Here is a 24,569-nt window from a genome sequence, read left to right on the forward strand (position 1 = left end):
ATTATCCTCATAAATTCTTAATGATGTATTGGGGTGGCTCCGAATAATCGAAACTCAGTTTTTCCGGTTGTTGGCGGCTCCTGGGGTGGTCCAGGAGAAAATATCATTGGCCTGAATCAGTGCGCATGAAATCTCTTCGACGGTAATGCGTTTGTCCATGGCCTGATGGCGCAGGATCTCGTAGGCCTGTTCTTCACCAATGCTGTGCATCCGCATCAGGATGGCTTTGGCCTCACTGACCTGGCGGACTCCCAGCACTTTTTTCTCCAGCCGCTCAATACGTTCACTCATCTGTCGCTGCTGTTGGGCATGGTGCAAAGCAAACACCATCGCCGATAGCAAACCGGAGGCGCGCAGGGGGGTAGTGATTGTGGTGTCCGCGCCCATTTTGAGTGCTTGGTCAATGAATGTGGGGTTTTCATAGGCGATAACCGCTATCAGAGCATGTTTGTTGGGAGCGAACCAGGAAACATCCGGTTCTGGGTTATCTGACTGTAATGCATAGAAAATTAAATCAGTGTCGGCGGGGAGTTGTTCGGGAATGGGCCAGAAAGCTTGAACTTTAAACCCCATCCGGCGCAAATGATTAGTCAGCGTTTCGCCATCATCGTCGTCGGGGTGTAACACGACACAGCGGACTCCGCGGCTGAGTAAGAGGGCGGTTGGGCTGATTCTGCTATCGCTAGGTCGCATGTGGATACCCCACTGTCGTGAGTTTCGTGACCCAATCGCCCTGAATCTGGTGGGTCATATAGGGGTCGGGTTCGACGATACGGCGAGATTCCTGCACGATAGTAAATTGCCCACTTTCATTCGCCATACCAATGCGCGGATAAAGCCCAGTATGTTGATTCAGCGGATCAATACGAATGCGGCCTTGTGGCGCATCAAACTGGCTCCCGCGCAGGGCGGCAGAAAGCGGATAAATATGGTCACTGCCGCACTCCGCCATAGCTTTGGCGAATAAATGCACCTGACTGTAGGTGGCTTCCCAATTCATGTCGGTGGTGAGTTCCGGCCCGAACTGTTGATGAAATTGTTTGAGTGCTGATTGATTGGCTTGGGTGCCAATACTTTGGAAATAAGGGGCTGAACTGAAATGACCCTGTGCCACTTCCGCCCCCATAATGGCAATCTCTGTTTCTGATGTATTCAGGCTGCCAATAGGTATATGGGCAGGATCTAGCCCTGCGGCTTGATAAGCTTGATACAAGAAAGGGACAGTTTGTCCGACCACAGTGCTAAAGATGAAATCTGGCTGCTTTTTGCTTATTTCCTCAATGATGGGCAAGAAAGCTTCATAAGGGGCATTCAGATCAAGGTAGCGCTCGCCGATAACCGCACCATCATGGCGTTGCAGAATTAGCTCCTGCATGTTGCGGTTACATTCGTAGGGGTAAATATAGCGCGAGCCAATCAAATACACGCGCGCGCCAAACTGCCCAGTTAAATAATCTGCCAGTTGTACGCAGTTTTGATTGGGCGCAGCACCGCCATAGAAAATATTGTCAGAAAATTCAAAACCTTCATACAGTTGCGAATAGAACAGCAGCCGCCGATATTTTTCTACAATCGGCGACATAGCTTTGCGACTACTGGAGGTATAGCCGCCAAAAATCACATTAACCTCATGTTCGACAATGAGTTGCTCGGCCAAAGCACGGAACTGCGCATCATCAGATTGTGGGTCAAAATGAATCGCATTCAGCGGCCTGCCGTTGATGCCACCATGGTGGTTAATTTCAGCAATCGCCTGTGTCGCCCCACGCCATTGCGACAATTCTTGTGCCGCCGTCACTCCACTGAAAGAGTAGAGCAAGCCAATATTGACCGGGATATCTGAACTCATAGGCACCTGCTTACACTATTAAAAGGATGATTGTGCGAATGCGCATAACCCCCCGGCGTATGCCGAGGGGTAGGGATTATTACGCTAAAAGTTCTTTGTTAAGCATCGCGCCGACGGTGTATTTCGGGTCAACCATATTGCCCAGCCGCACTTTGCCGCATTGGCTCAGTAGCATGTAGGCATCCCACTGTTCGAAGCCAAAATCGGCCACTAACCAGTAAATCAGGTCACGATAAGCAATGCGGGTGGCATCCTCTAATGGGCGTGCGCTGCCGATACTCATGATGGTTTCGGCGTTTTCCATCCGTGGCCAGGAGAGTTGCCAGTTTTTAATCAAATCCACTTTGATGGTGGTGATGGAGGCGAACTCCACCGCAGTGCCGCAAATCTCGCCATCCCCCTGACAAGCATGAGCATCACCAATAAACAGGCGGCCGCCGGGGGCGCGCACTGGCAGATAAGTAATGCTGCCCGGCCCGATGTCCGGCACGTCCATATTCCCGCCGTGATTATCCGGCGTTAGAGAATTGATAGAGTCAATTTCTGGCGACACACTCAGGGTGCCGATATGCGGCTTATAGGGCAGGGTATGGCGCTCGCTCCAGTAGACTTTTTCACTGTCGAGCTTAATCATGCGCACTTTTTCCGGCAGCGGGTCATTGAGCATGGCGGTCAAGTCGGTGCCGGTCAGCCCACCAAAGTGCGGGATCATGGCGCAGATGCCGTGCGGGTTAACCCCACGCGGTAACATGGATTCAATATAGACCGCAATAACATCGCCTTTCTCCGCGCCATTGACCATGATTGGGCCATTCTGCGGGTTGAGAAACGGCATTTTGAGCAGTTGGCTTGGGATATCTTGCTCCGAACTAATCGCCCCTTCGAAAGCATCTCGCGTGTCCACAATCACCCGATCGCCCGGTTCAATGGTCAGCACCGGCGTTGAGTAAGGGCCGATAGTGTAGTGAAACTCTTTTTGCATCTCTTCCGTCAAATGGTGGGTTACCGGTTTACGTCCCGCACCGACACCGCGTTTGACCATGATTGATTCTTCCAGCCATTTCATTAGCAATTCTCCACGTAATTAGGGTATCCGGCTACAAAGCCAGGTGACGACGCATTAAAAGATCATCAGCAAGTTGTTGTTGTGAAAGGTTTTCTACCACCTGGCCTTTATCCATTACCGCACAACGTTGCGCGGCCCGCTGGATCATCGCGATATCCTGCTCGACCAGAATCACCGCCACATGCAGCTCGCGGGCAATGCGCACTAAAGTGTCGGCAATGATGTTGACGATAGAGGGCTGAACACCCTCAGAGGGTTCATCCAGCAATAACACTTTTGGCGATCCGACCAAGGCTCTGGCGATAGCTAACTGTTGTTGCTCGCCGCCACTCATGGTGCCGGCTTTTTGTTTGAGTCTCTGACGCAAAATCGGGAAGTAATCCAGTACCCGCTCCAGCAAGTCTTTGGCAAACTCGCGGTGTTCACGGACAAATTGCATGCCGACTTGTAGATTTTCTGCCACCGTCAGGCCAGCAAATACCTCCCGCCCTTGCGGTACATAGCCAATCCCCAACCGGGCGCGGCGCTGCGGCGAGGCTTGAGTGATGTCAATTTCCCCTAACAAAATCTGCCCTTTTTTCGCCGGAACTGCGCCAATCAACGTGCGCATTAAGGTGGTTTTCCCCACGCCATTGCGGCCAATCAACCCCAAGACTTCTGCCGCGTGCAATTGCAGCACGACGCCATTGAGCACTTGCCCGCCGCCATAACCGCCAGTCAGCCCCTCTATTTGCAAAACCACGTTATTCATACCGCTTTCCCCAAATAGATATCCGCCACATCCTCGCGCGCCAGCACCTCGGCGGCATTGCCGTCAGCAAAAACTTGTCCGCCATGCAGGACGGTGACCTGTGAAGCTATTTGCCGCACGAATGTCATGTCGTGCTCTACCACCATCAGCGTCAGGCCATCATTTTGCATCTGCTTGATAAGTTCGCCGGTGAGATAAGTTTCATCGATAGATAAACCGGCGACTGGCTCATCAAGCATCAGCAGAGTGGGCTGTAGCGACACCGCCATGGCAATTTCCAACCACTGTTTCTTGCCGTGAGATAAATTACCGGCCAGTTGGTGATATTCAGTGCTGAGCTTAAAGCGCTCTAATAGCTCATCGACACTGACCGCTTGCGAGCGAACTTCTGGGCGTAAGTGACTGAGTGATAACTGTAAATGCTGCTCAACAGTCAGTTCCGGGAAAATGCCGGGGATCTGAAACTTAATACTCATGCCCATGCGAATGCGCTGAAAGGGCGGCAGAGTATTCAGCCGCCGATTAAAGAAGCGGATATCCCCATCGCTTGGCGTATGTTCGCCAGTCAGCAATTTGAAAAAGGTACTTTTACCCGCGCCATTCGGGCCAATCACACAGCGGACTTCGCCACGGCGGATTTGCAAATCAACTTGATTGATAACCTGAATGCCGCCAAAACGTTTGCTTAGCCCACGGGTTTCGAGGATCAAATCTTGCGCTGTTTGATTCATAGCGATTCCCCTTTTTTCTGACGAGCGGCAGACCAACGGGTGATTTTCTCCGCCAACCAAGGCAAGAGGCCGTTGGGCGCGGCTAGCACCACAAACAGCAAAATGGCACCCAGCAAAATCATGGCGTATTCGCTGCCGTAAATAGCCAGCCATTGGGATAGCCACACCAGCAGGGCGGTGATGACCGCAGTACCAAAAATATTTTTACGCCCGGCGGTCGCTACCCAAATAACTGGCATTGCGGCGGCGGTCAGCCCCATGGAGGACGGCGTGATATAAGACCCCCATAAGGTATACAGCGCACCGGATAACCCGGAGAGCACACCGCCGAGCACAAACACCAGTAATTGGTAGCGGCGGATATCAATCCCCAGCATTTCTGCCCGGCGCGGGTTCTCGCGGATAGAGGCCAGTGTCAGGCCAAAATTAGAGCGCAATAACCGCCGAACCCCCCAGTAAACACCAGCAAGCAGCAGAATAATCAGGTAGTAAAAGGCATTACCTTCCAGTGTCAGCAATTTGCCGTCGAACCACGGCAGGGAGAGTGGCGGCATGCCGGACATGCCATTAAAACCATTCAGTCGCGCACTGCCGATAGTCCATTGCGGGCCAGCGGTCTGCGACATAAAAGTTTCCAGCACCAGAGTGAAAGACAGGGTCACGATGCCGATAAAAATGCCGGTCACTCCGCCGTAAAACATCAAGTAACCCAGTGCCGCAGCCACCGCAGCGGCCACCAGCAAGGCCATAATCAAGCCCGACCAGGTGGAGAGCACACCATCGCCGAAATTCAACGTCATCACGCCGTAGGTGTAACCGGCAAGGCCAAAGAAGGCGGTCTGCCCGAAAGATAAAATGCCGCCATGCCCCCACATTGCCGCCAACCCGATGGCACAGAATGTCCACAGGAGGAAGTAGGAAAAGTCGCCGATCATGGCGCTATCGACCACCAACGGCAGGGCGAGAGCGCCCGCCAGAATAAGCAGCGCAGCCAGCCGAGTGGTGGACGGCGTGCGTTGTTTTGCCGCCGATAAATGAACAGAAGTTGTTGTCACATGCAGCTCCTAGCGGTTACGGGTAAACAGGCTGCCAATACCGTTAGGTAATAAGCGGATAACCAAGACGGCGGTAACCAATAAGCCAACTTGCCCAGCTAATTGCCCATACCAGGAATTCAGCCCAGTTTGTATTGCGCCTAATGCAATCGCTGCAGGAATGGTGCCAACAAGTACATTTGCGCCCCCCACAACCACCGAAACAAAGGCTTGCACGATAAAACTGCTGCCCATGGTGGGGACGGCGGTCAGTGTTGGGGCATAAATGGCCCCTGCTAATCCAGCCAGCCCAGCCCCTAGCGCGAATGTCAGGGTATAAATCCGGTCAGTTTCCAAACCCAAACAAGAAGCCATGCGGGCATTTTGAATAGTGGCTCTGGCGCAAACACCGTAATTGGTGTGGAAAAATAGCCAATAGAGCACCATTAAAATGGCAATGGCGAAGAAGGGCAGTAATGCACGGTAAGTGGCAAACGAGTAGTCGCCGAGGGTGAAAGAGCCGAAAGGTGTCGACAACCCCTCCAGTGACGGGCCGGCAATCAGCAACATACTTTGCTGTACAATCAAACTGATAGCCCAAGTGGCGACCACCGAATCATACAAACGGCCATAGAGATGGCGCACCACCAGGCGCTCGACTACACCGCCGAAGAACGCCGCCGCCAAAGTGCCGGCCAGCATGGCAAAAGGCAGAGGCAAGCCCGCTTTATTCATCAGAATGGTGACATAAGCACCACACATAATGAATTCGCCGTGCGCCAGATTGATCACGCCCATCATGCCAAAAATAACCGCCAGCCCCAGTGCTGCCAGCACCAGATAGGCGAAGTTATCGCCAAACTGATAAATCACCGAATAGAGAAAGGATAGCGTTAACATTGTTTGGCAATCCTGGGTGTCCTGATTGACACCATTGAAAATGGAGAACACAGGGAAGCCCGCCTGAGGCGGTCACTTCCCGACAAAATGACTCTATTTAGGCTTTTTTCGGTGGAGATGATGGGGTGTATTGGCTGTTATCAGGTTTCACCGGCAAATCACAACCCGCTTCACCCAACCAATAAGGTTTGATGTCCGTCCACACTTTCGGGATTTCGATCGAGTGGTCGTCTTTCACATGAGCCAGATAGATGGTGTGGCTCAAATGATGACTTTTCGGATCGATACAGACTTTTCCTGAGGGGCCATCGGTACAAATATCACCGCTTTCCAGTGACTTACGCACTGCGTCCATATCTGTGCTACCCGCCTTTTCTACGGCTGCTTTGTACAGATAAACTGCATCATAAGCATTGGCTGCTTCCTGATTGATGTAAGGTTCATTCGGGAATTTGGCATGGAAACGCTGTTTGAAATCATTGCTGGCGGGGCTATCCACCTCTTCAATGTAGTTAGCCGTGATATACATATCTTTCAGCGCCGGGGCTTTAAAGCGCTTGTGCTCATAAGCCTGGCCGACACTCACCGAGCTGCCCATAGGTAAGTTCAGTTTTGCCGCCGCTTGCTGCTCGTAATAAGAGGATTGGTTGGCCCCGACCAGCAAGGTCATCACGAAATCAGGTTTGGCTTTCTGGATGTTTTGAATGGTTTGACCAAATTGTGAAACACTCAGCGGGATAAACTCCTCGCCCACCATGGTGCCGCCATTCTCTTCGACAATTTTGCGCACCCATTCAGCCGAGATTTGCCCAAAGTTATAGTCGGCGGCAATGGTGTAAACTTTTTTGCCGTACTTCTCCATCATCCACGGGATCAAGGTGGAGAATTGCTGTTCAGGCACGGCACCGGTGACAAACACATTGGAGTCACACACCCCGCCTTCATACTGATTGTTATACCAATAGAGCTGCTTTTCGCGATCCATTATTGGGCGGATAGCTTCGCGCGAGGCACTGGAAAATGCCCCGAATATCACATCCACTTTGTCATTTTTAATTAAGCGACGAGCCATTTGTTGAAAGCGGGTGTTATCGGATTGCGTATCGTATTTGACCAGCTCGATTTGGCGTCCGAGTATGCCGCCTTTAGCATTAATTTCTTCTACAGCCAGCTCTGTGGCATGAATTTTGGGAATCACCGGTAAGGCAAAGTTACCGGATGCATCTTCCAATAAACCGATTTTCACCGGTGTTTCTGCCGCCATCGCCATACCTGAGTAGGACACGGCAAATGCAGCTGCCAGCGCAATTGACAGCGTGGTGTGATGACACTTTATTTTGGACCATTTTGTTCTGAACATAAGTACCCCGGCATTGGTTAAAAAGTGGGTCTGAAAAAAAGCCAAAAAAAAAGCCCGGCAAAGTCAGATGACATTGCGAGGGCTCTATTGCCATAACCACAAGCCGACAACGTTGGCGTTCTTGCGGAGAAGTCATGGCCACTATAAAAAGCATTTCGAGTGGTTGTCAACGAAGAATTTTCAATAAAAATCAAATAGTAAAATTGAAAATCGTTGCACTAAATCAGGGCTTTCTGTTGCACGAAAATAGCTCATTAATGCGCAAGCGCTAACGGCGGGTGAGGAAGAGCAAAGCGGTGAGATTAGGCAGGAAAAACTTGTGGAATATGGCGGTGGAGGTTAATAAATTGCACCAGTGGAGTGCTTAAAGTTTATTCAATATTTTGTCTGTTTTTATCGGTAAGATTTTTATTTGTCATCTTTTCATTTCTCATAAAGCCAACCCCGGCGAAATCACCGAGGTTGGCTTTTGCTGTTAACCGCAGCGGTTACATTTCGCTGCCTGAATCTGTTGGAAGAAATCATTACCTTTATCATCCACCAGGATAAAGGCCGGGAAATCTTCTACTTCAATTTTCCAGATGGCTTCCATCCCCAATTCAGGATATTCCACACATTCCAGACTTTTGATGCTATTTTGCGCCAACACCGCCGCAGGGCCGCCGATACTGCCCAGATAGAAACCGCCGTGTTTGTGACAAGCATCCGTCACTTGTTGGCTGCGATTCCCTTTCGCCAGCATGATCATGCTGCCGCCGTGGGATTGCAGCAGATCGACATAAGAATCCATGCGGCCCGCCGTGGTTGGCCCGAGTGAGCCGGAAGCATAACCTTCTGGTGTTTTGGCTGGCCCCGCGTAGTAAATCGGGTGATCTTTAATGTATTGCGGTAAACCTTCGCCGTTATCCAGCCGCTCTTTTAATTTGGCATGGGCAATATCGCGGCCAACAATAATAGTTCCGGTCAATGACAAGCGGGTAGAAACCGGATACTGCGACAGCTCTTTTAAGATATCGGCCATCGGGCGATTAAGGTCGATTTTGACCACTTTGCCTTCAGTGCTGTTGCGCAGATGCTCAGGGATATATTTCCCCGGATTTTGCTCCAGTTTTTCCAGCCAGATACCTTTGCGGTTAATTTTGCCTTTGATATTACGGTCAGCAGAGCAGGAAACTCCCATCCCAACCGGGCAAGATGCACCGTGGCGTGGCAGGCGAACCACGCGCACATCGTGAGCAAAGTACTTACCGCCAAATTGTGCGCCCAGACCTAAGTCTTGCGCGGCTGCCAATAATTCTTGTTCAAGCTGAACATCGCGGAAAGCTTGCCCGTGCTCATTCCCCTCTGTCGGCAGGCCATCATAATATTTGGTGGAGGCCAGCTTGACGGTCTTGAGCGTGCTCTCAGCCGAGGTGCCGCCGATAACAAAAGCAATATGGTATGGTGGGCAAGCCGCCGTACCCAAAGTGCGCATTTTCTCAACCAGATAGTCTTTCAACTTCCCCGGTGACAGCAGCGCTTTAGTTTCCTGATACAGATAGGTTTTATTCGCTGAGCCGCCACCTTTGGTGACGAACAGGAATTTGTAATCTTCGCCCTCGGTGCTGTACAGATCGATTTGCGCTGGCAGGTTGGTGCCGGTGTTCACTTCTTTGTACATATCCAGCGCCGCGTTTTGCGAGTAGCGCAGGTTATCCTCAATAAAAGTGTTATACACGCCGCGCGACAGGGCTTCGGCATCGTTACCGCCAGTCCAGACGCGTTGACCTTTTTTGCCCTGGATAATGGCGGTGCCGGTATCCTGACAGGTCGGTAAAATTCCTTTGGCCGAAATTTCTGAGTTACGCAGGAATTGCAGGGCAACATATTTGTCATTTTCGCTGGCTTCGGGGTCATCCAAAATAGCGGCGACTTGCTTTTGGTGCGCGGGGCGGAGCAAGAATGAAGCGTCATGGAAAGCATGTTGGGCGAGGAGGGTCAGGGCTTCTGGCTCGACTTTCAGAATGTCGTGGCCTTCAAACTGTGTAACCGAGACGTGATTATTACTGACAAGGTAATACTCAGTATCGTCTTCCTTTAGTGGGAAGGGATCCTGATAGTGGAACGGTTTGTTTGACATATTTTTCTCACATTCAACATCTGTTAGCGAAAGTGTTCGATAACAGAAACAATCGTTAGTGGAACCATTAGCTGAGCCAAGTCGATATTTTTTTAACTCTGACTTTGGCGATGATCTTACTATAGATTGTTAACGCGAGGCGACGGCTCCAGCTCCTTAATAAAGGGTGGGTCTCATTTTCCGCACTTATCGATGGTTTTGGCAGGACGTTGGTGGGACACTGGCCGACCGCCAGTACATATCTTTCATACTTGAAGTCGCAGGGTTGTTGGCTGCGCTCACTCACCCGAATCACTTGACTTCAGTAAGCTCATCGGGATTCATTCGCTTGCCGCCTGCCTACAACTCCCATTATTTTGGCTATAGCACCGCTAAACGCTACCTGTTGATCCGCGCTTTTGGGTTCAATGACCCATTCTATAAATAAGGGTGTCTGTCACAAATTGGCCATAAAGCCATGGAGATAACGTCATCCTCAGAGCTTTATTGATACCAAACAACTCCCGCCCCACTCAAAAGAGGTAGGGTTGCTGGTGCGGGACGGGCTATTTATTATCCTAATTATAACAATTGCTGTCATTGGGCCACTGCGCTCAGTCTTAATCTCCCTCCCGCTGAATTACTCATTTTTTTGAATTAATCGGATTCCATCCCTTGGGGTGTTATCTATTTTCTGGAATGCAACCAAGTGGGCATCTTATGAAAGAGACCAATGAATCCCGGCTGTTTACGGCAGAAGTTTCTCGCCGAAAACTAGTCCAAACCACTCTTATCGGCGGCCTCGCCGTGGCGACTGGGGCATTTTCGTTACCCTTTTCGCGCACTGCCCGCGCGGTTCAATCTGCTATAAACCCGGCTAATGATGGCAAAGTGATATGGAGCGCTTGCACCGTTAACTGCGGCAGCCGCTGTCCATTACGCATGCATGTGGTTGATGATGAAATTAAATACGTTGAAACCGACAATACCGGTGACGACAATTTTGAAGGTTTGCATCAAGTGCGAGCTTGTTTACGTGGCCGCTCCATGCGCCGCCGGGTGTATAACCCTGACCGGTTGAAATACCCGATGAAACGTGTCGGCGCACGCGGGGAAGGCAAGTTCAAACGTATTTCATGGGATGAGGCTTTTGATACCCTCGCCGCCAGCATGAAAGGCATCATCAAGGAATATGGAAACGAAGCCATCTATCTGAATTACGGCACGGGTACACTGGGCGGCACCATGACCCGCTCGTGGCCGCCGGGTTCCACCTTATTGGCTCGGTTGATGAATTGCTGTGGCGGCTATCTCAATCATTATGGTGACTACAGCACAGCACAAATTGCTGCTGGCCTGAATTACACCTATGGCGGCTGGGCCGACGGTAATAGTCCTTCAGATATTGAAAACAGCAAACTGGTGGTGTTGTTTGGTAATAACCCCGGCGAAACCCGGATGAGCGGCGGTGGCGTGACTTATTATCTGGAGCAGGCAAGGGAGAAATCCAATGCCAAGATGATTGTGATTGATCCGCGTTATACCGATACCGCCGCCGGTCGTGAGGATGAATGGATCCCGCTGCGACCGGGGACGGATGCCGCACTCGCTTCTGCGCTAGCTTATGTGATGATCAGTGAGAATTTGGTGGATCAGCCGTTCCTCGATAAATACTGTGTTGGCTATGACGAGAAAACGCTACCGGAAAGTGCGCCGAAAAATAGCCATTATAAAGCCTATATTTTAGGGCAAGGTGCGGATGAAACCGCTAAAACACCGCAATGGGCGGAGGCCATCACCGGTATTCCGGCGGCGAAAATTATTAAATTGGGGCGCGAAATCGGCTCGGTCAAGCCCGCTTATATTGCGCAAGGCTGGGGGCCACAGCGCCATGCCAATGGTGAAACGGCCAGCCGCGCCATTGCCATGCTAGCGATCCTGACGGGCAACGTGGGGATCAATGGCGGTAATTCAGGTGCGCGTGAGGGGTCCTATAGCTTGCCGTTTGTCCGTATGCCGACTTTGGAAAACCCGGTTAAAACCAGTATTTCAATGTTCTTGTGGACTGATGCCATTGAGCGCGGCCCAGAAATGACCGCCACCCGCGACGGGGTGCGAGGCAAAGATAAACTGGACGTGCCAATCAAGTTCATCTGGAACTACGCCAGTAATTGCCTGATTAATCAGCATGCTGAAATCAACCGCACCCATGACATTCTGCAAGATGATAAAAAATGCGAAATGATTGTGATCATTGATAACCACATGACTTCGTCAGCCCAATATGCCGATATTATCCTGCCAGACTGCACCGCCTCTGAGCAGATGGATTTCTGCCTTGATGCTTCCAGCGGCAATATGGCCTATGTGATTTTTGCTGATCAGGCCATCAAACCGCGCTTTGAATGCAAAAACATCTATGAAATGACCAGTGAGCTGGCAAAACGCATGGGGGTTGAGCAGCAATTTACTGAAGGACGTACGCAGGAGGGTTGGTTGCGCCATCTTTATCAGCAATCACAACAGGCTATTCCTGAGTTGCCTTCATTCGAGGAGTTTCGCGAGCAGGGCATCTTTAAAAAACGCGATCCGGCAGGGCACCATGTTGCCTATAAAGCATTCCGCGCCGATCCCTTGGCTAATCCGTTAACGACTCCATCGGGAAAAATCGAAATTTACTCTGCCGAATTGGCACAAATCGCCGCCACTTGGGAGTTGCAGCCGGACGATATTATTGATCCATTGCCAGTGTACGCCGCGGGTTTCGAGAGTTTTGACGACCCGTTAAACCAGAAATATCCATTGCAACTCACCGGCTTCCATTACAAAGCCAGAACTCACTCGACTTATGGCAACGTCGATGTACTAAAAGCTTCCTGCCGCCAGGAAATGTGGATTAACCCACTCGATGCCAGAGAGCGCGACATCAAAAATGGCGATCTTGTGCGGATCTTCAATGGCCGTGGTGAAGTCCAAATTGATGCAAAAGTCACACCGCGCATGATGCCAGGTGTGGTGGCGCTAGGGGAGGGGGCGTGGTACAGCCCGGATAAAAACCGCATCGACAGGGCCGGCAGTATTAACGTATTGACCACACAGCGCCCCTCTCCGTTGGCGAAAGGGAATCCATCCCATACCAACCTCGTTCAAGTAACCAAGGCTTAAGGAGCTAACTGATGACGCAATATGGTTTTTACATCGACTCCAGCCGCTGCACGGGGTGCAAAACTTGCGAACTGGCTTGCAAGGATTTCAAAAACTTATCAACTGATGTCAGTTTCCGGCGCATTTACGAATATGCCGGAGGTGACTGGCAGCAGGATAACGGTGCATGGCATCAGAATGTGTTTGCTTACTATCTGTCTATCGCCTGCAACCATTGTAGTGATCCCGCCTGTACCAAAGTGTGCCCGAGTGGCGCGATGCATAAGCGCGATGATGGTTTTGTGGTGGTGAACGAGGATATTTGTATTGGTTGCCGCTACTGCCATATGGCTTGCCCGTACGGCGCACCGCAATATGACGAAGCAAAAGGGCATATGACTAAGTGTGACGGTTGCTACGAGCGAGTGGCAGCAGGTAAAAAACCGATATGTGTTGATTCCTGTCCATTGCGGGCGCTGGATATGGCCCCTATCGATGAATTGCGAGAGAAATATGGTGAGTTAGCCGAAGTCGCACCACTGCCAGCCGCGCATTTTACCTTACCGAATATTGTCGTGAAACCAAATGCCAACAGCCGCCCGGTCAGAGATACCACCGGTCATCTGGCAAATCCGAAGGAGGTATAACATGGGTATGGGATGGCATGAATGGCCACTAATGGTCTTTACAGTACTGGGGCAGTGCGTGGTCGGGGGCTTTATTGTCCTGGGGCTGACACTGCTATTTGGCGGCTTGAGCCGCGGACAGCAACAGCGGGTTCACCGCAGTATGTTTGTCTTGTGGGTGCTAATGGCGCTGGCCTTTATCGCCTCGACGCTGCACCTTGGCTCGCCGATGCGGGCATTCAACTCATTAAATCGCATCGGAGAATCAGCACTGAGCAATGAGATAGCGGCCGGTTCGCTGTTCTTTGCCGTAGCGGGTTTTTACTGGTTACTGGCCGTATTGGATAAGATGCCCGCTGTACTGGGTAAGATCTGGCTAGTGGTGGCGATGATGTTGGGCGTGGTATTCGTTTATGCCATGTGCCGGGTTTATTCCATTGATACGGTTCCGACGTGGGATAATCTTTATACTCCGCTGAGTTTTGTGCTAACCGTCTTTATCGGCGGGCCGATTTTGGGTTATCTGCTGCTGCAATTGGCTGATATTCATGGGCGAGCAATGCTGCAATTGCCGATGATCAGTGTATTGGCGCTGATTATCAGTATCGCCAGTGTCATTATGCAGGCGGCGAGTTTGCCGCTGATTTACAGCTCAGTACAGCAAGCTTCCGAGCTTATTCCTCATTATGGCACCTTGATGGTCTGGCGCTTGGTATTGTTGGTATTGGGGTTGGGATGCTGGATTTGCCCGTTAATCCGAGGGCGCACCCCGATGACTCTCGGGATGATTTTTGCCATGTTATTAATTATTATTGCTGAATTGATTGGCCGTGGCGTGTTTTATGGGCTGCATATGACGGTGGGAATGACATGATTTATCAGCATATTGAGCTGACAGGACGAGCCTTGGGGATACTGTTTTATTGTGAGCCAGATAGCCCAGAATGCAGTGATATTGTGGCGCAATTGAGCAATGGTTCATGGGCGGCACAGTGGCCTTATGGTTCTGAAGAGCAATTGCTGCCAATTGCGGCTTTGTTGGCGCAATTGGAAAATGACGAAACACGGGAAGAAGCTTGGCAGCGGCTGTTTATTGGCCCTTATGCTTTGCCCGCGCCGCCTTGGGGCTCCGTCTATCTCGATAAAGACATTGTGTTATTTGGCGACTCCACCTTAAAACTGCGTAACTGGATGGCGCAGAAGCATGTAGAAGTAACATTGGAGCAGGGGGAACCGGAGGATCAGTTCGGTCTAATGCTCATGATGGCGGCCTGGCTGGCAGAACATCAACCCGCCGATTTACCCGAGCTACTGGCAGATCATTTATTGCCATGGGGGTATCGTTATTTGGCGTTGCAGCAATCAGTTGCTGGGCATCCGTTTTATCAAGGGTTGGCCGAACTGGCAACTTTGACACTTACCCATTGGCAACATGAATTGCAGGTAACTCCAGCAGTGGTTGAGATATATCACTGAACCACATAATCTCTTTAAACCCATCTTCATGATGGGTTTTTCTTATAAAAAACGCCTTTTCTCAATACTTTTCTTTATTGTTTTAGTTAGCATTTTCCTCGATCGACTCACCGGTGGCCAACTGCTACTTTTCTTGTTCTCACTCCACATATCAGCGCAGGTATTATGGCTGTTGAGAATTATCCTTGGGCGGGTTTTCTGCGGGCTCTTGTTCTGCTTCAGATTGATCGGGTGGCGGCATAATGTCGTGGATCAATTGTTCATCAAAACTAGGATTGAGTGCCGGGGACAATGGGGAACTGACCAAGCTGTCGGGTATTGCCATATGCGGCACCGGAGCATCGTTAACAAATTCGTCTTGATCCTGTTTAACCGTTCGGCTGAATGCTATCAGACTTAAACCGCACAGTGAGAAAAACGCATACAGAATATTGCCTCCCAGAGGTGCAATCAACGCCCCCACAGCAAGCGGGCCGATACTGGCGCCTACCCCGAATGACATCAGTAAACACGCGGCTAAAGAAACTCGCCGTTCTGGGGCAATCAGGTCATTGGCTAACGCAACGACCAACGGATAAAGAGTGAACTGCAACATACTGACTATAAAGCCTAAACCCAATAAAAAGTGAAACGAGATATGGGGCACTAGCGCCAGTGGCAGCGCAGTTAATGCCAGTAATAATGCGTTAATACGGAGCAATAGCGTGCGGTTATAGCGGTCGGACAACCAGCTGAGCGGAAGCTGAGCAACCAATCCGGCAAAAATAGATAACGCCATGAACAAGCCAGTTTCTTGCGTTGAAAGCGATTGTAAACTGGCATAGACCGGTGCCAGGCCATAAAACGAGCCGACAATCATACCAATGACTAATGTTGAAGCCAGTATTTTGGGGATCGAGCGGATAAAGAACTTTAGCTCCATGGGCGCTGGTGACATCTGCTGGGCATTACTGCGAGTCGTCAGTGCGACCGGTACCAGGCAGAGAGCAAAGAACAAAGCAATGATCATGAGTGTGCTTAACCCCAATTCAGGTTGAAGCATTAATACCACCTGACCTAATGCCATACCGGCATAGGTTGCCGCCATATAAAAGCCAAATACGGTACCGCGCTGATTGGACTCGGCCTGATCATTAAGCCAGCTTTCCAGTACCATAAACTGACACATCATGCACAGGCCAATAATCAAGCGTAGAACCACCCAGGCAGGGATGTATTCGGTAAGCCCATGGCTCAATACCGCAGCCGTAATAATACCGGCACAGGCCACATAGGCGCGAATATGACCCACCCGAGCAATCAGGAAGTGGCCTACCTTGCCACCGATAACCAAACCGATATAGTTCGCGGCGATAATTGCCCCGATTAATGCACCTGAGACATGTATGGCAGTCAACCGTAACGAGATATAGGTAGTCAATAAACCTGAACCCAATAACATCAACACGGTTGCGCTATAGAGGGGGAAGAAGGCATTAAGAATTTTTTTCACTGCCACGTCCTTAGTTCATCATTCCGGATAAATCACCGGTACCACTGATTGCCAGCGCATCTTCTTTATTTTGATACTAACAGCTGAGTCTCTGAGGTAAAGCTTTGTAAGAAAAAGCGCTTTTTTTCATTGTACCTTGCGAAGTGTTTCGCATAACTGACAGTGGTTGCCGTTACGGGCTAAAGAAGTGCTACTATCAGCGCCAGAAGATTTGATAAGAATAAGGGGCAACAATGAGCGAGATACAATTACGTCAGCTCAGTATTGCAATTGGTCGTAAGTTAAAGGCCCGTGGTGCTTGGGTGACTTGTGCTGAGTCCTGTACTGGCGGCTGGGTCGCCAAAGCTCTGACGGATATCGCGGGCAGTTCAGCCTATTTTGATCGTGGCTTTGTCACTTACAGCAATGTGGCAAAGCATGATTTACTGGGTGTAAAAGAAAGCACATTGGCACAATACGGTGCTGTTAGTGAAGCTGTTGTCCAGGAAATGGCACAGGGCGCATTGCATGCAGCTAGTGCGGACTTCTCGGTATCGATCAGCGGGATTGCCGGGCCTGATGGCGGCACAGCAGAGAAGCCAGTCGGTACCGTGTGGTTTGCTTTTGCTACGCGCGACGGTCAGGTCAGTGCTACAAAACAAATTTTTCCCGGTGATCGTGACGAGGTCAGGCTGCAAGCAGCTGTTTTCGCACTACAAACACTATTAGATGATTTTCTGCAAAATTAGTCTTGATACTGTATGATTGTACAGTATAATTAGTGGTAATTTCCTGCACAAAACAACATTCAGTGGTGATGATAGGGGCAATCCTGCATCCCAGAGAGGGAGTAAAAATGGCTATTGATGAGAATAAACAAAAGGCGTTAGCAGCAGCACTGGGCCAAATTGAAAAACAATTCGGCAAAGGCTCTATCATGCGCCTTGGCGAAGACCGCTCAATGGATGTTGAAACCATCTCTACCGGTTCACTTTCTCTTGATATCGCATTGGGGGCTGGTGGCCTGCCAATGGGGCGTATTGTTGAAATTTATGGCCCAGAATCATCAGGTAAAACAACACTGACTTTACAGGTTATTGCTTCCGCACAACGTGAAGGCAAAACTTGCGCATTTATCGATGCTGAACATGCACTTGACCCGATTTATGCCAAAAAATTAGGTGTAGATATTGATAACTTGCTGTGTTCTCAACCAGATACGGGTGAGCAAGCCCTGGAAATCTGTGATGCGTTGACTCGCTCTGGTGCAGTTGATGTCATTATCGTTGACTCCGTAGCCGCACTTACACCAAAAGCTGAAATCGAAGGCGAAATCGGTGATTCTCACATGGGCCTCGCGGCACGTATGATGAGCCAGGCGATGCGTAAGTTGGCAGGTAACCTGAAGAACGCTAATACCTTATTGATCTTTATTAACCAGATCCGTATGAAAATCGGCGTTATGTTTGGTAACCCAGAAACCACGACGGGTGGTAATGCCCTTAAATTTTATGCCTCCGTGCGTTTGGACATTCGCCGTATTGGTGCAGTAAAAGACGGTGATGTGGTTGTGGGTAGTGAAACTCGCGTTAAAGTGGTGAAAAACAAAATCGCAGCACCATTTAAACAAGCTGAATTCCAGATCCTGTACGGTGAAGGAATCAATATTAACGGCGAATTGGTTGATTTGGGTGTTAAACACAAACTGATTGAGAAAGCTGGCGCATGGTATAGCTATAACGGTGACAAGATTGGTCAGGGTAAAGCGAATGCCAGTAACTACTTAAAAGAAAACCCAGCGGTTGCTGCTGAGTTGGATAAGAAATTGCGCGAAATGCTTCTCAATGGTGGTAATGGTGAACAACCTATAGCCACAGTAGCACTTGCTGATGAAGCTGATGAAACCAGCGAAGAGTTTTAATTTGTAAGGCTATCGGCCTGGTTAGTAAATTAAGTATTTAATATGCGGCTCGCCTAAATAGGTGGGCCGTTTTAGTAAATGATGTATCCGTTTTCGCCAATCCGGGTGTGCGCGATAATCTCAATTTATGTTCGTACCCAACATAATCGAAGTGGAAGTAAGTCTACAAACGAATGAATATTTTAGTCAGTAATTAGGGTGACAACTTCTAGAAACAATTAGCGTTGGGGACTGAATTGAATAAGCTTGCAGCCGTGAGGCCATAGACGGGCCGAGTCATAAGAGTTGCTAACACTGCTGTGGCCCAAGTAAAAAGGATATTTATGAATGACCTACTAAGCCGTGCTATGAGGCTCCTCTCCCAACGTGACCATAGTGAATCTGAATTGCGTCGCAAGCTAGCGGCACAACCATTTTCGGCAAAAGGAAACTGGGGGAAACGTACTGGTAGTGGGGATTGCGAACCTGCCACAGAAATCGATCCGAAAGTTATTGAGCAAATTGTTGCTTATTGCTACCAACATAATTGGTTAGATGATTCTCGCTTTGCGACCAGTTACATTAATAGTCGTAGTCGTAAAGGGTATGGCGCACAGCGTATCCGCTCTGAATTGATACAAAAGGGCGTTGATAAAGAACTCATTCAGGTTGCTTTTGAAATCAGTGAAATAGATTGGTGCTTACTGGCCAAAGAGATCGCGCAGCGTAAATTTAGTGAAGTTTTACCTGTTGAATGGAAAGAAAAGGCTAAGGTTCAGCGCTATCTGCTCTATCGAGGTTTCCTCCAGGAGGAAATTCAGTCGATTTACAATGATTTTGTCGAATGAATGCACACAGGATTTTACTTCCCCTCGAAGAAAATTTATCTTAGTCCCACTTTTTGTTCGTGAGCTTACCCTTTGTGTTGCTATTTAAAGTAACGCAATCCGCTCGCGGGCTATTCTTTTAGCTTGTTTCCGGGGCAATTATGAGCAAGAGCACCGCTGAGATTCGTCAAGCGTTTCTCGATTTCTTCCATAGCAAGGGACATCAGGTTGTATCAAGCAGCTCTTTGGTCCCTAATAATGACCCTACGCTGTTGTTTACCAATGCCGGGATGAACCAGTTTAAGGATGTTTTCTTAGGTTTGGATAAACGGGCATACTCCCGGGCGACAACCTCTCAGCGCTGTGTGCGAGCAGGTGGTAAGCATAATGACCTTGAAAACGTAGGCTATACCGCGCGTCATCATACATTCTTTGAAATGTTAGGTAACTTCAGCTTCGGCGATTACTTCAAACATGATGCCATCAGTTTCGCTTGGGAGTTATTAACTGGCGAACAGTGGTTTAATTTACCGAAAGAGAAACTGTGGGTAACCGTTTACGAAACCGACGATGAAGCCTATGAAATCTGGGCTAATGATATCGGGATCCCGCGTGAGCGTATTATCCGTATTGGTGATAACAAAGGCGGTGCATTTGCATCAGATAACTTCTGGCAAATGGGTGATACTGGCCCTTGCGGCCCATGCACAGAGATTTTCTTTGATCATGGCGACCATATTTGGGGCGGCCCTCCAGGGTCAGAAGAAGAAGACGGCGATCGCTATATTGAGATCTGGAATATCGTCTTCATGCAGTTCAACCGCCAGTCTGATGGCACTATGCTGCCATTGCCTAAGCCATCGGTTGATACCGGCATGGGGCTTGAGCGTATTGCTGCGGTATTACAACATGTTAACTCGAACTACGAGATTGACCTGTTCCGCGATTTGATCAAAGCGGTAGCGGAAGTTACTGGTGCGACTGATCTTTCTAGCAAGTCGCTGCGAGTTATTGCTGACCATATCCGCTCTTGCGCTTTCCTTATTTCTGATGGTGTTATTCCGTCGAATGAAAACCGTGGTTATGTACTGCGCCGTATCATTCGTCGAGCTATCCGCCATGGCAATATGCTGGGCGCGAAAGAGACTTTCTTCTACAAACTGGTTGCTCCGCTGATTGCTGTAATGGGGTCTGCTGCTGATGAATTGAAGCAACAGCAGGCGATGGTTGAACAGGTTCTGAAAACCGAAGAGGAACAGTTTGCGCGGACATTAGAGCGCGGCTTAGCTCTGTTGGATGAAGAACTTAGTAAATTGACCGGTGATACCCTCGATGGCGAGACTGCTTTCCGCCTGTACGATACCTACGGCTTCCCGGTTGATTTAACCGCAGATGTCTGCCGTGAACGTAATCTGAAAGTGGATGAAGCCGGTTTTGAACAAGCAATGGAAGCGCAACGTCGCCGAGCTCGTGAATCCAGTGGTTTTGGTGCCGATTATAACAGCTTGATCCGTGTTGACAGAGCAAGTGAGTTCTCTGGCTATGATCATGCTCAGCAGCAGTCAACTGTGACCGCGTTGTTCCGCAATGGCGAAGCTGTTGATGAGATTCATGAAGGTGAAGAGGCTGTTGTTGTTCTGAGTCAAACCCCATTCTACGGTGAGTCTGGCGGCCAGGTTGGCGATAAAGGCGAACTGAAAAATGCGACTGCAACTTTTGCTGTGGCTGACACTCAGAAATATGGTCAGGCTATTGGCCATTTAGGGCAGTTAACTCATGGAACATTGCGAGTTAATCACAGCATTGATGCTCAGGTGGATGTTGCACGGCGTAACCGTATTCGTTTGAACCATTCTGCAACTCATTTACTGCATGCAGCATTACGCAAAACACTGGGCGAGCACGTTGCTCAAAAAGGCTCATTAGTTAATGATAAATACCTGCGTTTCGATTTCTCGCATTTTGAAGCAATGAAACCGGAACAGATTCGCCTGGTAGAGGACATAGTTAACGAGCAAATTCGCCGTAATATGCCCGTTCAAACCGAAGTGATGGAGTTGGATGCGGCGAAAGAAAAAGGCGCTATGGCTCTGTTCGGCGAGAAGTATGATGACCAGGTGAGAGTCTTGACCATGGGGGATTTCTCAACTGAGCTATGTGGTGGTCTTCATGCTAGTCGTACCGGTGATATCGGTTTGTTCCGTATTCTGTCTGAATCAGGTACTGCCGCGGGAATTCGCCGTATTGAAGCAGTCACTGGCGAGGGTGCTATTGCGCTACTGCACCAGCAGAGTGACCTGCTTTCGGATGTCGCTCATTTGGTCAAAGGTGATACCCATAATCTAGCCGATAAAGTTCGTGCGGTGCTGGATCGCAGTAAAATGCTCGAGCGTGAACTCCAGCAATTGAAAGATCAGCAAGCTGCTCAGGAAAGTGCTTCATTATCGTCTAGTGCGAAATTGATCAATGGTGTGAAACTTTTAGTTAGCCAGTTGGATAATGTTGAGCCAAAAATGTTGCGTACTATGGTTGATGATCTTAAAAATCAACTGGGTTCTGCAATTATTGTGCTGGCAACTACCGCAGATGATAAGGTCAGCCTAATCGTTGGTGTAACCAAAGATCTCACCGGTAAAGTAAAAGCGGGTGAGTTAATCGCCGATATTGCCCAGCAGGTCGGCGGTAAAGGCGGTGGGCGCCCTGATATGGCTCAGGCGGGTGGTACCGATGTGCAAGCATTGCCATCAGCGTTAGCCAGTGTTGAAGCATGGGTAGCATCCCGATTATAAGTCAGTAATGGCCTATTAAATCAATACGCCATATCTGTATGTTGGGTATGGCGTTTTTCAATTTTCCTGTCATAGTTCGAAAACAAAGTTAAACGCAAAGTTGTTTACTTCAGCTAAACTTGTATTAGTTAGAGACTTGACCAAGCTACTTACATTTTATGTGAATGTGATAGCTTACGTTTTCACGGTGTATGATGGATAATGGCGGGGAAACTGAGAGACCCGACTCTTTTAATTTTTCAAGGAGCAAAGAATGCTTATTCTGACTCGTCGAGTTGGTGAAACACTCATGATTGGCGATGAGGTTACGGTTACTGTATTAGGGGTTAAAGGCAACCAAGTCCGTATTGGTGTAAATGCTCCGAAAGAGGTTTCTGTTCACCGTGAAGAAATCTACCAGCGTATCCAAGCAGAAAAGTCTCAACCGACGACTTACTGATTTTGAAGAAGCGTCTCGTGTTACACGAGGCGCTACTGCTGTTTATTCTCCCCCTCATTTCGCTCTTCATCCCCTTTTTGTGTTCTTATTTCTGTAATAATTATCTGCTCACGACTAATCTAATGGGGTGAACAGGATAATTTCTTTTTTCTCGCTCTCTAGCTACACCACAATAAACGCTATCTTCCCTGTTGATAAAACACTCTTTTTGACGTGAAACTGCCCATGTTGTGTGTGAATTGTGCAAATGAACGTGAGTTAGGAAAAATTGTTTGACTTATAAGTGCGGGAAAGTAATATGTGCGCCACGCAGTGCCGATGAGCTTCTTCAAAAGCAAGTTAGGCACAATTCGAAAGAAGCGTATGGTGAGGTGGCCGAGAGGCTGAAGGCGCTCCCCTGCTAAGGGAGTATACGGTCAAAAGCTGTATCGAGGGTTCGAATCCCTCCCTCACCGCCATTTACTATGCACCCATAGCTCAGCTGGATAGAGTACTCGGCTACGAACCGAGCGGTCGGAAGTTCGAATCTTCCTGGGTGCACCATATTTTGCAGTATGGTGAAATAGTCAAATGAACATCAGGTAGTGTCAAAGAATTAATTGCACCCATAGCTCAGCTGGATAGAGTACTCGGCTACGAACCGAGCGGTCGGAAGTTCGAATCTTCCTGGGTGCACCATCTTCTAGGTCATCAATCTTGTTGTTAAGTTTCACTCGCTGAAACACCCTCGTAAAATTAGAAATAAAAAATTGCACCCATAGCTCAGCTGGATAGAGTACTCGGCTACGAACCGAGCGGTCGGAAGTTCGAATCTTCCTGGGTGCACCATATTAAGAAACCTCGCTACGGCGGGGTTTTCTGCTTTTTAGACCTTACGCCGCACTGCCATTTGAATGTTTTCAGCTTCTTATCTTTTATCCCTTTTCAACTCATTGATTTTCACTATGTGTTATAGCGCTATTTCCTTTTGGGAGTGGTGTTTTTTTGATTAAATTCAATTGATTATACAGTGAGCGACAATTTAGTTAGTTTGCGATAAAGTAGCTTTTCATTTTTTCCCTGGTCGTGGGGTCACGATGTACGATCGCTATGAAGGCCTGATTTTTGATATGGATGGCACCATCCTGGATACAGAGCCCACGCACCGTCAGGCATGGCGGCAGGTGCTGACGCCTTATGGTATGGCTTTTGACGAGCAGGCCTTGGTCGCTTTGAATGGCGCACCTACGTGGCAAATTGCTAGCGTAATTATTGCTAATCATCAATCGGATCTGGATCCCCATTTGTTGGCTGCTGAAAAAACCGCATTGTTTAAATCACTGTTGATGGATAATGTGAAGCCTCTGCCGCTCATAGGCGTGGTTAAAGCCTATCATGGGCGTAAACCTATGGCTGTTGGCACTGGAAGCGAACACGCCATGGCAGAGCTGCTTTTACGCCACTTAGGATTACGTGACTATTTTGATGTCATTGTCGGTGCCGATGATGTTACTCAACATAAGCCAGCACCTGAGACATTCTTGCGCTGCGCGCAGTTACTCGGTGTGCCTGCACAGAAATGTGTGGTCTTTGAAGATGCTGATTTTGGTGTTGAGGCGGCAAAAAGAGCCAATATGGCAGTAGTTGATGTGCGTCTACTGTGAGTAGTACGCTAGCTATTGCTTCATTATTTGGGAGTAGCTTTCTTAGCGCAACGCTCTTACCGGGAAATTCGGAAATTCTGTTAGTCACCCTCTTAACGGCAGGGAGTGCGCCGGCCATGATGCTGGTGTTGTCTGCTACCGTCGGAAATACCCTTGGGGGGCTAACTAATGTTGTTATAGGCCGCTTACTACCGGAACTAAAGCCACAGCGCGGGATGAGTACAGCTCTTGGCTGGCTTCAACGTTTTGGCCCGGCAGCTTTATTATTGAGCTGGCTACCGGTGGTGGGCGATTTGATGTGTGTGTTAGCAGGCTGGTTGCGTATGCCCTGGGGTCTTGTGGTTTTTTTTCTGTGTCTGGGAAAAGCATTGCGTTATATCGTGTTAACGGTAGTCACGCTACAAGGAATTGCCTGGTGGCAGTAAAGAGTGTGACAAACTTACATAGTCACATCTATGCAGTTTC

21 protein-coding genes and 4 tRNA genes are annotated in these 24,569 nt (G+C 49.2%); 15 read left to right on the plus strand and 10 right to left on the minus strand.

What is annotated here, in order from left to right:
* Positions 1-54 precede the first annotated feature (54 nt).
* The 9 genes from OP863_RS04230 to fumA all read right to left on the minus strand — a co-directional run bounded on the left by OP863_RS04230 (position 55) and on the right by fumA (position 9,810).
* Positions 55-693: an ANTAR domain-containing response regulator gene (locus tag OP863_RS04230; RefSeq protein WP_038635881.1), complete on the minus strand. Its 639-nt coding sequence runs from the start codon at positions 691-693 to the stop codon at positions 55-57.
* The gene (locus OP863_RS04235) at positions 683-1,849 is read right to left on the minus strand and encodes a transporter substrate-binding domain-containing protein (RefSeq protein ID WP_265525925.1); all 1,167 of its coding nucleotides are present in this window, start codon (positions 1,847-1,849) and stop codon (positions 683-685) included. Before OP863_RS04235 ends, OP863_RS04230 begins: the two co-directional genes overlap by 11 nt.
* A 79-nt stretch (positions 1,850-1,928) precedes the next feature.
* Positions 1,929-2,915: an acetamidase/formamidase family protein gene (locus tag OP863_RS04240; protein WP_038635875.1), complete on the minus strand. Its 987-nt coding sequence runs from the start codon at positions 2,913-2,915 to the stop codon at positions 1,929-1,931.
* Between the two features lie 31 nt (positions 2,916-2,946).
* Entirely contained in the window at positions 2,947-3,666 is a 720-nt protein-coding gene (locus tag OP863_RS04245) for an ABC transporter ATP-binding protein (protein ID WP_038635872.1), read from the minus strand.
* Positions 3,663-4,397, minus strand: a complete 735-nt coding sequence (locus tag OP863_RS04250) for an ABC transporter ATP-binding protein (protein WP_038635870.1) — start codon at positions 4,395-4,397, stop codon at positions 3,663-3,665. The genes OP863_RS04245 and OP863_RS04250 overlap by 4 nt, the downstream gene beginning before the upstream one ends.
* Complete coding sequence (locus OP863_RS04255; protein WP_145589454.1) at positions 4,394-5,452, minus strand: branched-chain amino acid ABC transporter permease; 1,059 nt, start codon at positions 5,450-5,452, stop codon at positions 4,394-4,396. The genes OP863_RS04250 and OP863_RS04255 overlap by 4 nt, the downstream gene beginning before the upstream one ends.
* A 9-nt stretch (positions 5,453-5,461) precedes the next feature.
* Positions 5,462-6,331, minus strand: a complete 870-nt coding sequence (locus tag OP863_RS04260) for an ABC transporter permease subunit (protein WP_038635863.1) — start codon at positions 6,329-6,331, stop codon at positions 5,462-5,464.
* 97 nt (positions 6,332-6,428) lie between these two features.
* The gene (locus OP863_RS04265) at positions 6,429-7,595 is read right to left on the minus strand and encodes an urea ABC transporter substrate-binding protein (RefSeq protein ID WP_172667624.1); all 1,167 of its coding nucleotides are present in this window, start codon (positions 7,593-7,595) and stop codon (positions 6,429-6,431) included.
* A 571-nt stretch (positions 7,596-8,166) separates the two neighbouring features.
* The gene (gene fumA, locus OP863_RS04270; protein ID WP_145589455.1) at positions 8,167-9,810 is read right to left on the minus strand and encodes a class I fumarate hydratase FumA; all 1,644 of its coding nucleotides are present in this window, start codon (positions 9,808-9,810) and stop codon (positions 8,167-8,169) included.
* A gap of 699 nt (positions 9,811-10,509) precedes the next feature.
* Here fumA and dmsA point away from each other — a divergent pair.
* Genes dmsA through dmsD form a run of 4 tightly spaced genes read left to right on the plus strand, consistent with a single transcriptional unit; the run spans position 10,510 to position 15,035 of the window.
* Complete coding sequence (dmsA, locus tag OP863_RS04275) at positions 10,510-12,954, plus strand: dimethylsulfoxide reductase subunit A (RefSeq protein WP_265525926.1); 2,445 nt, start codon at positions 10,510-10,512, stop codon at positions 12,952-12,954.
* A gap of 8 nt (positions 12,955-12,962) precedes the next feature.
* On the plus strand, positions 12,963-13,580 hold the full coding sequence (locus OP863_RS04280) for a DMSO/selenate family reductase complex B subunit (RefSeq protein WP_032819231.1): 618 nt from the start codon (positions 12,963-12,965) through the stop codon (positions 13,578-13,580).
* Position 13,581: 1 nt separating this feature from the next.
* Complete coding sequence (locus OP863_RS04285) at positions 13,582-14,433, plus strand: dimethyl sulfoxide reductase anchor subunit family protein (protein WP_145589457.1); 852 nt, start codon at positions 13,582-13,584, stop codon at positions 14,431-14,433.
* Complete coding sequence (dmsD, locus tag OP863_RS04290; RefSeq protein WP_145589458.1) at positions 14,430-15,035, plus strand: Tat proofreading chaperone DmsD; 606 nt, start codon at positions 14,430-14,432, stop codon at positions 15,033-15,035. Before OP863_RS04285 ends, dmsD begins: the two co-directional genes overlap by 4 nt.
* 163 nt (positions 15,036-15,198) lie before the next feature.
* Here dmsD and OP863_RS04295 read toward each other — a convergent pair whose 3' ends face one another.
* Positions 15,199-16,527, minus strand: a complete 1,329-nt coding sequence (locus OP863_RS04295; protein WP_145591174.1) for an MFS transporter — start codon at positions 16,525-16,527, stop codon at positions 15,199-15,201.
* Positions 16,528-16,760: 233 nt separating this feature from the next.
* On the opposite strand from OP863_RS04295, the gene pncC reads away from it, so the two are divergent.
* The 11 genes from pncC to OP863_RS04350 all read left to right on the plus strand — a co-directional run bounded on the left by pncC (position 16,761) and on the right by OP863_RS04350 (position 24,529).
* Positions 16,761-17,255, plus strand: coding sequence for a nicotinamide-nucleotide amidase (pncC, locus tag OP863_RS04300; protein ID WP_145589460.1), 495 nt, complete (start codon positions 16,761-16,763; stop codon positions 17,253-17,255).
* A 107-nt stretch (positions 17,256-17,362) separates the two neighbouring features.
* Complete coding sequence (gene recA / locus OP863_RS04305; RefSeq protein WP_145589461.1) at positions 17,363-18,427, plus strand: recombinase RecA; 1,065 nt, start codon at positions 17,363-17,365, stop codon at positions 18,425-18,427.
* Positions 18,428-18,750: 323 nt separating this feature from the next.
* Positions 18,751-19,254, plus strand: a complete 504-nt coding sequence (gene recX, locus OP863_RS04310) for a recombination regulator RecX (protein WP_145589462.1) — start codon at positions 18,751-18,753, stop codon at positions 19,252-19,254.
* A gap of 140 nt (positions 19,255-19,394) precedes the next feature.
* The gene (alaS, locus tag OP863_RS04315; RefSeq protein ID WP_145589463.1) at positions 19,395-22,022 is read left to right on the plus strand and encodes an alanine--tRNA ligase; all 2,628 of its coding nucleotides are present in this window, start codon (positions 19,395-19,397) and stop codon (positions 22,020-22,022) included.
* A 253-nt stretch (positions 22,023-22,275) separates the two neighbouring features.
* Complete coding sequence (gene csrA / locus OP863_RS04320; RefSeq protein ID WP_002209449.1) at positions 22,276-22,461, plus strand: carbon storage regulator CsrA; 186 nt, start codon at positions 22,276-22,278, stop codon at positions 22,459-22,461.
* Between the two features lie 365 nt (positions 22,462-22,826).
* Positions 22,827-22,919 (plus strand) — tRNA-Ser (locus OP863_RS04325).
* 8 nt (positions 22,920-22,927) lie between these two features.
* Positions 22,928-23,004: transfer RNA gene (locus tag OP863_RS04330), tRNA-Arg, on the plus strand.
* Between the two features lie 58 nt (positions 23,005-23,062).
* A tRNA-Arg gene (locus tag OP863_RS04335) sits at positions 23,063-23,139 on the plus strand.
* A 73-nt stretch (positions 23,140-23,212) separates the two neighbouring features.
* Positions 23,213-23,289 (plus strand) — tRNA-Arg (locus OP863_RS04340).
* 248 nt (positions 23,290-23,537) lie between these two features.
* Positions 23,538-24,104, plus strand: a complete 567-nt coding sequence (gene yqaB, locus OP863_RS04345) for a fructose-1-phosphate/6-phosphogluconate phosphatase (protein ID WP_145589464.1) — start codon at positions 23,538-23,540, stop codon at positions 24,102-24,104.
* Complete coding sequence (locus OP863_RS04350) at positions 24,101-24,529, plus strand: YqaA family protein (RefSeq protein WP_038635833.1); 429 nt, start codon at positions 24,101-24,103, stop codon at positions 24,527-24,529. The genes yqaB and OP863_RS04350 overlap by 4 nt, the downstream gene beginning before the upstream one ends.
* The last annotated feature ends 40 nt before the right edge of the window (positions 24,530-24,569 follow it).

This window comes from Yersinia sp. SCPM-O-B-9106 (C-191) (assembly GCF_026183365.1).
Taxonomy (GTDB): Bacteria; Pseudomonadota; Gammaproteobacteria; order Enterobacterales; family Enterobacteriaceae; genus Yersinia; species Yersinia rochesterensis.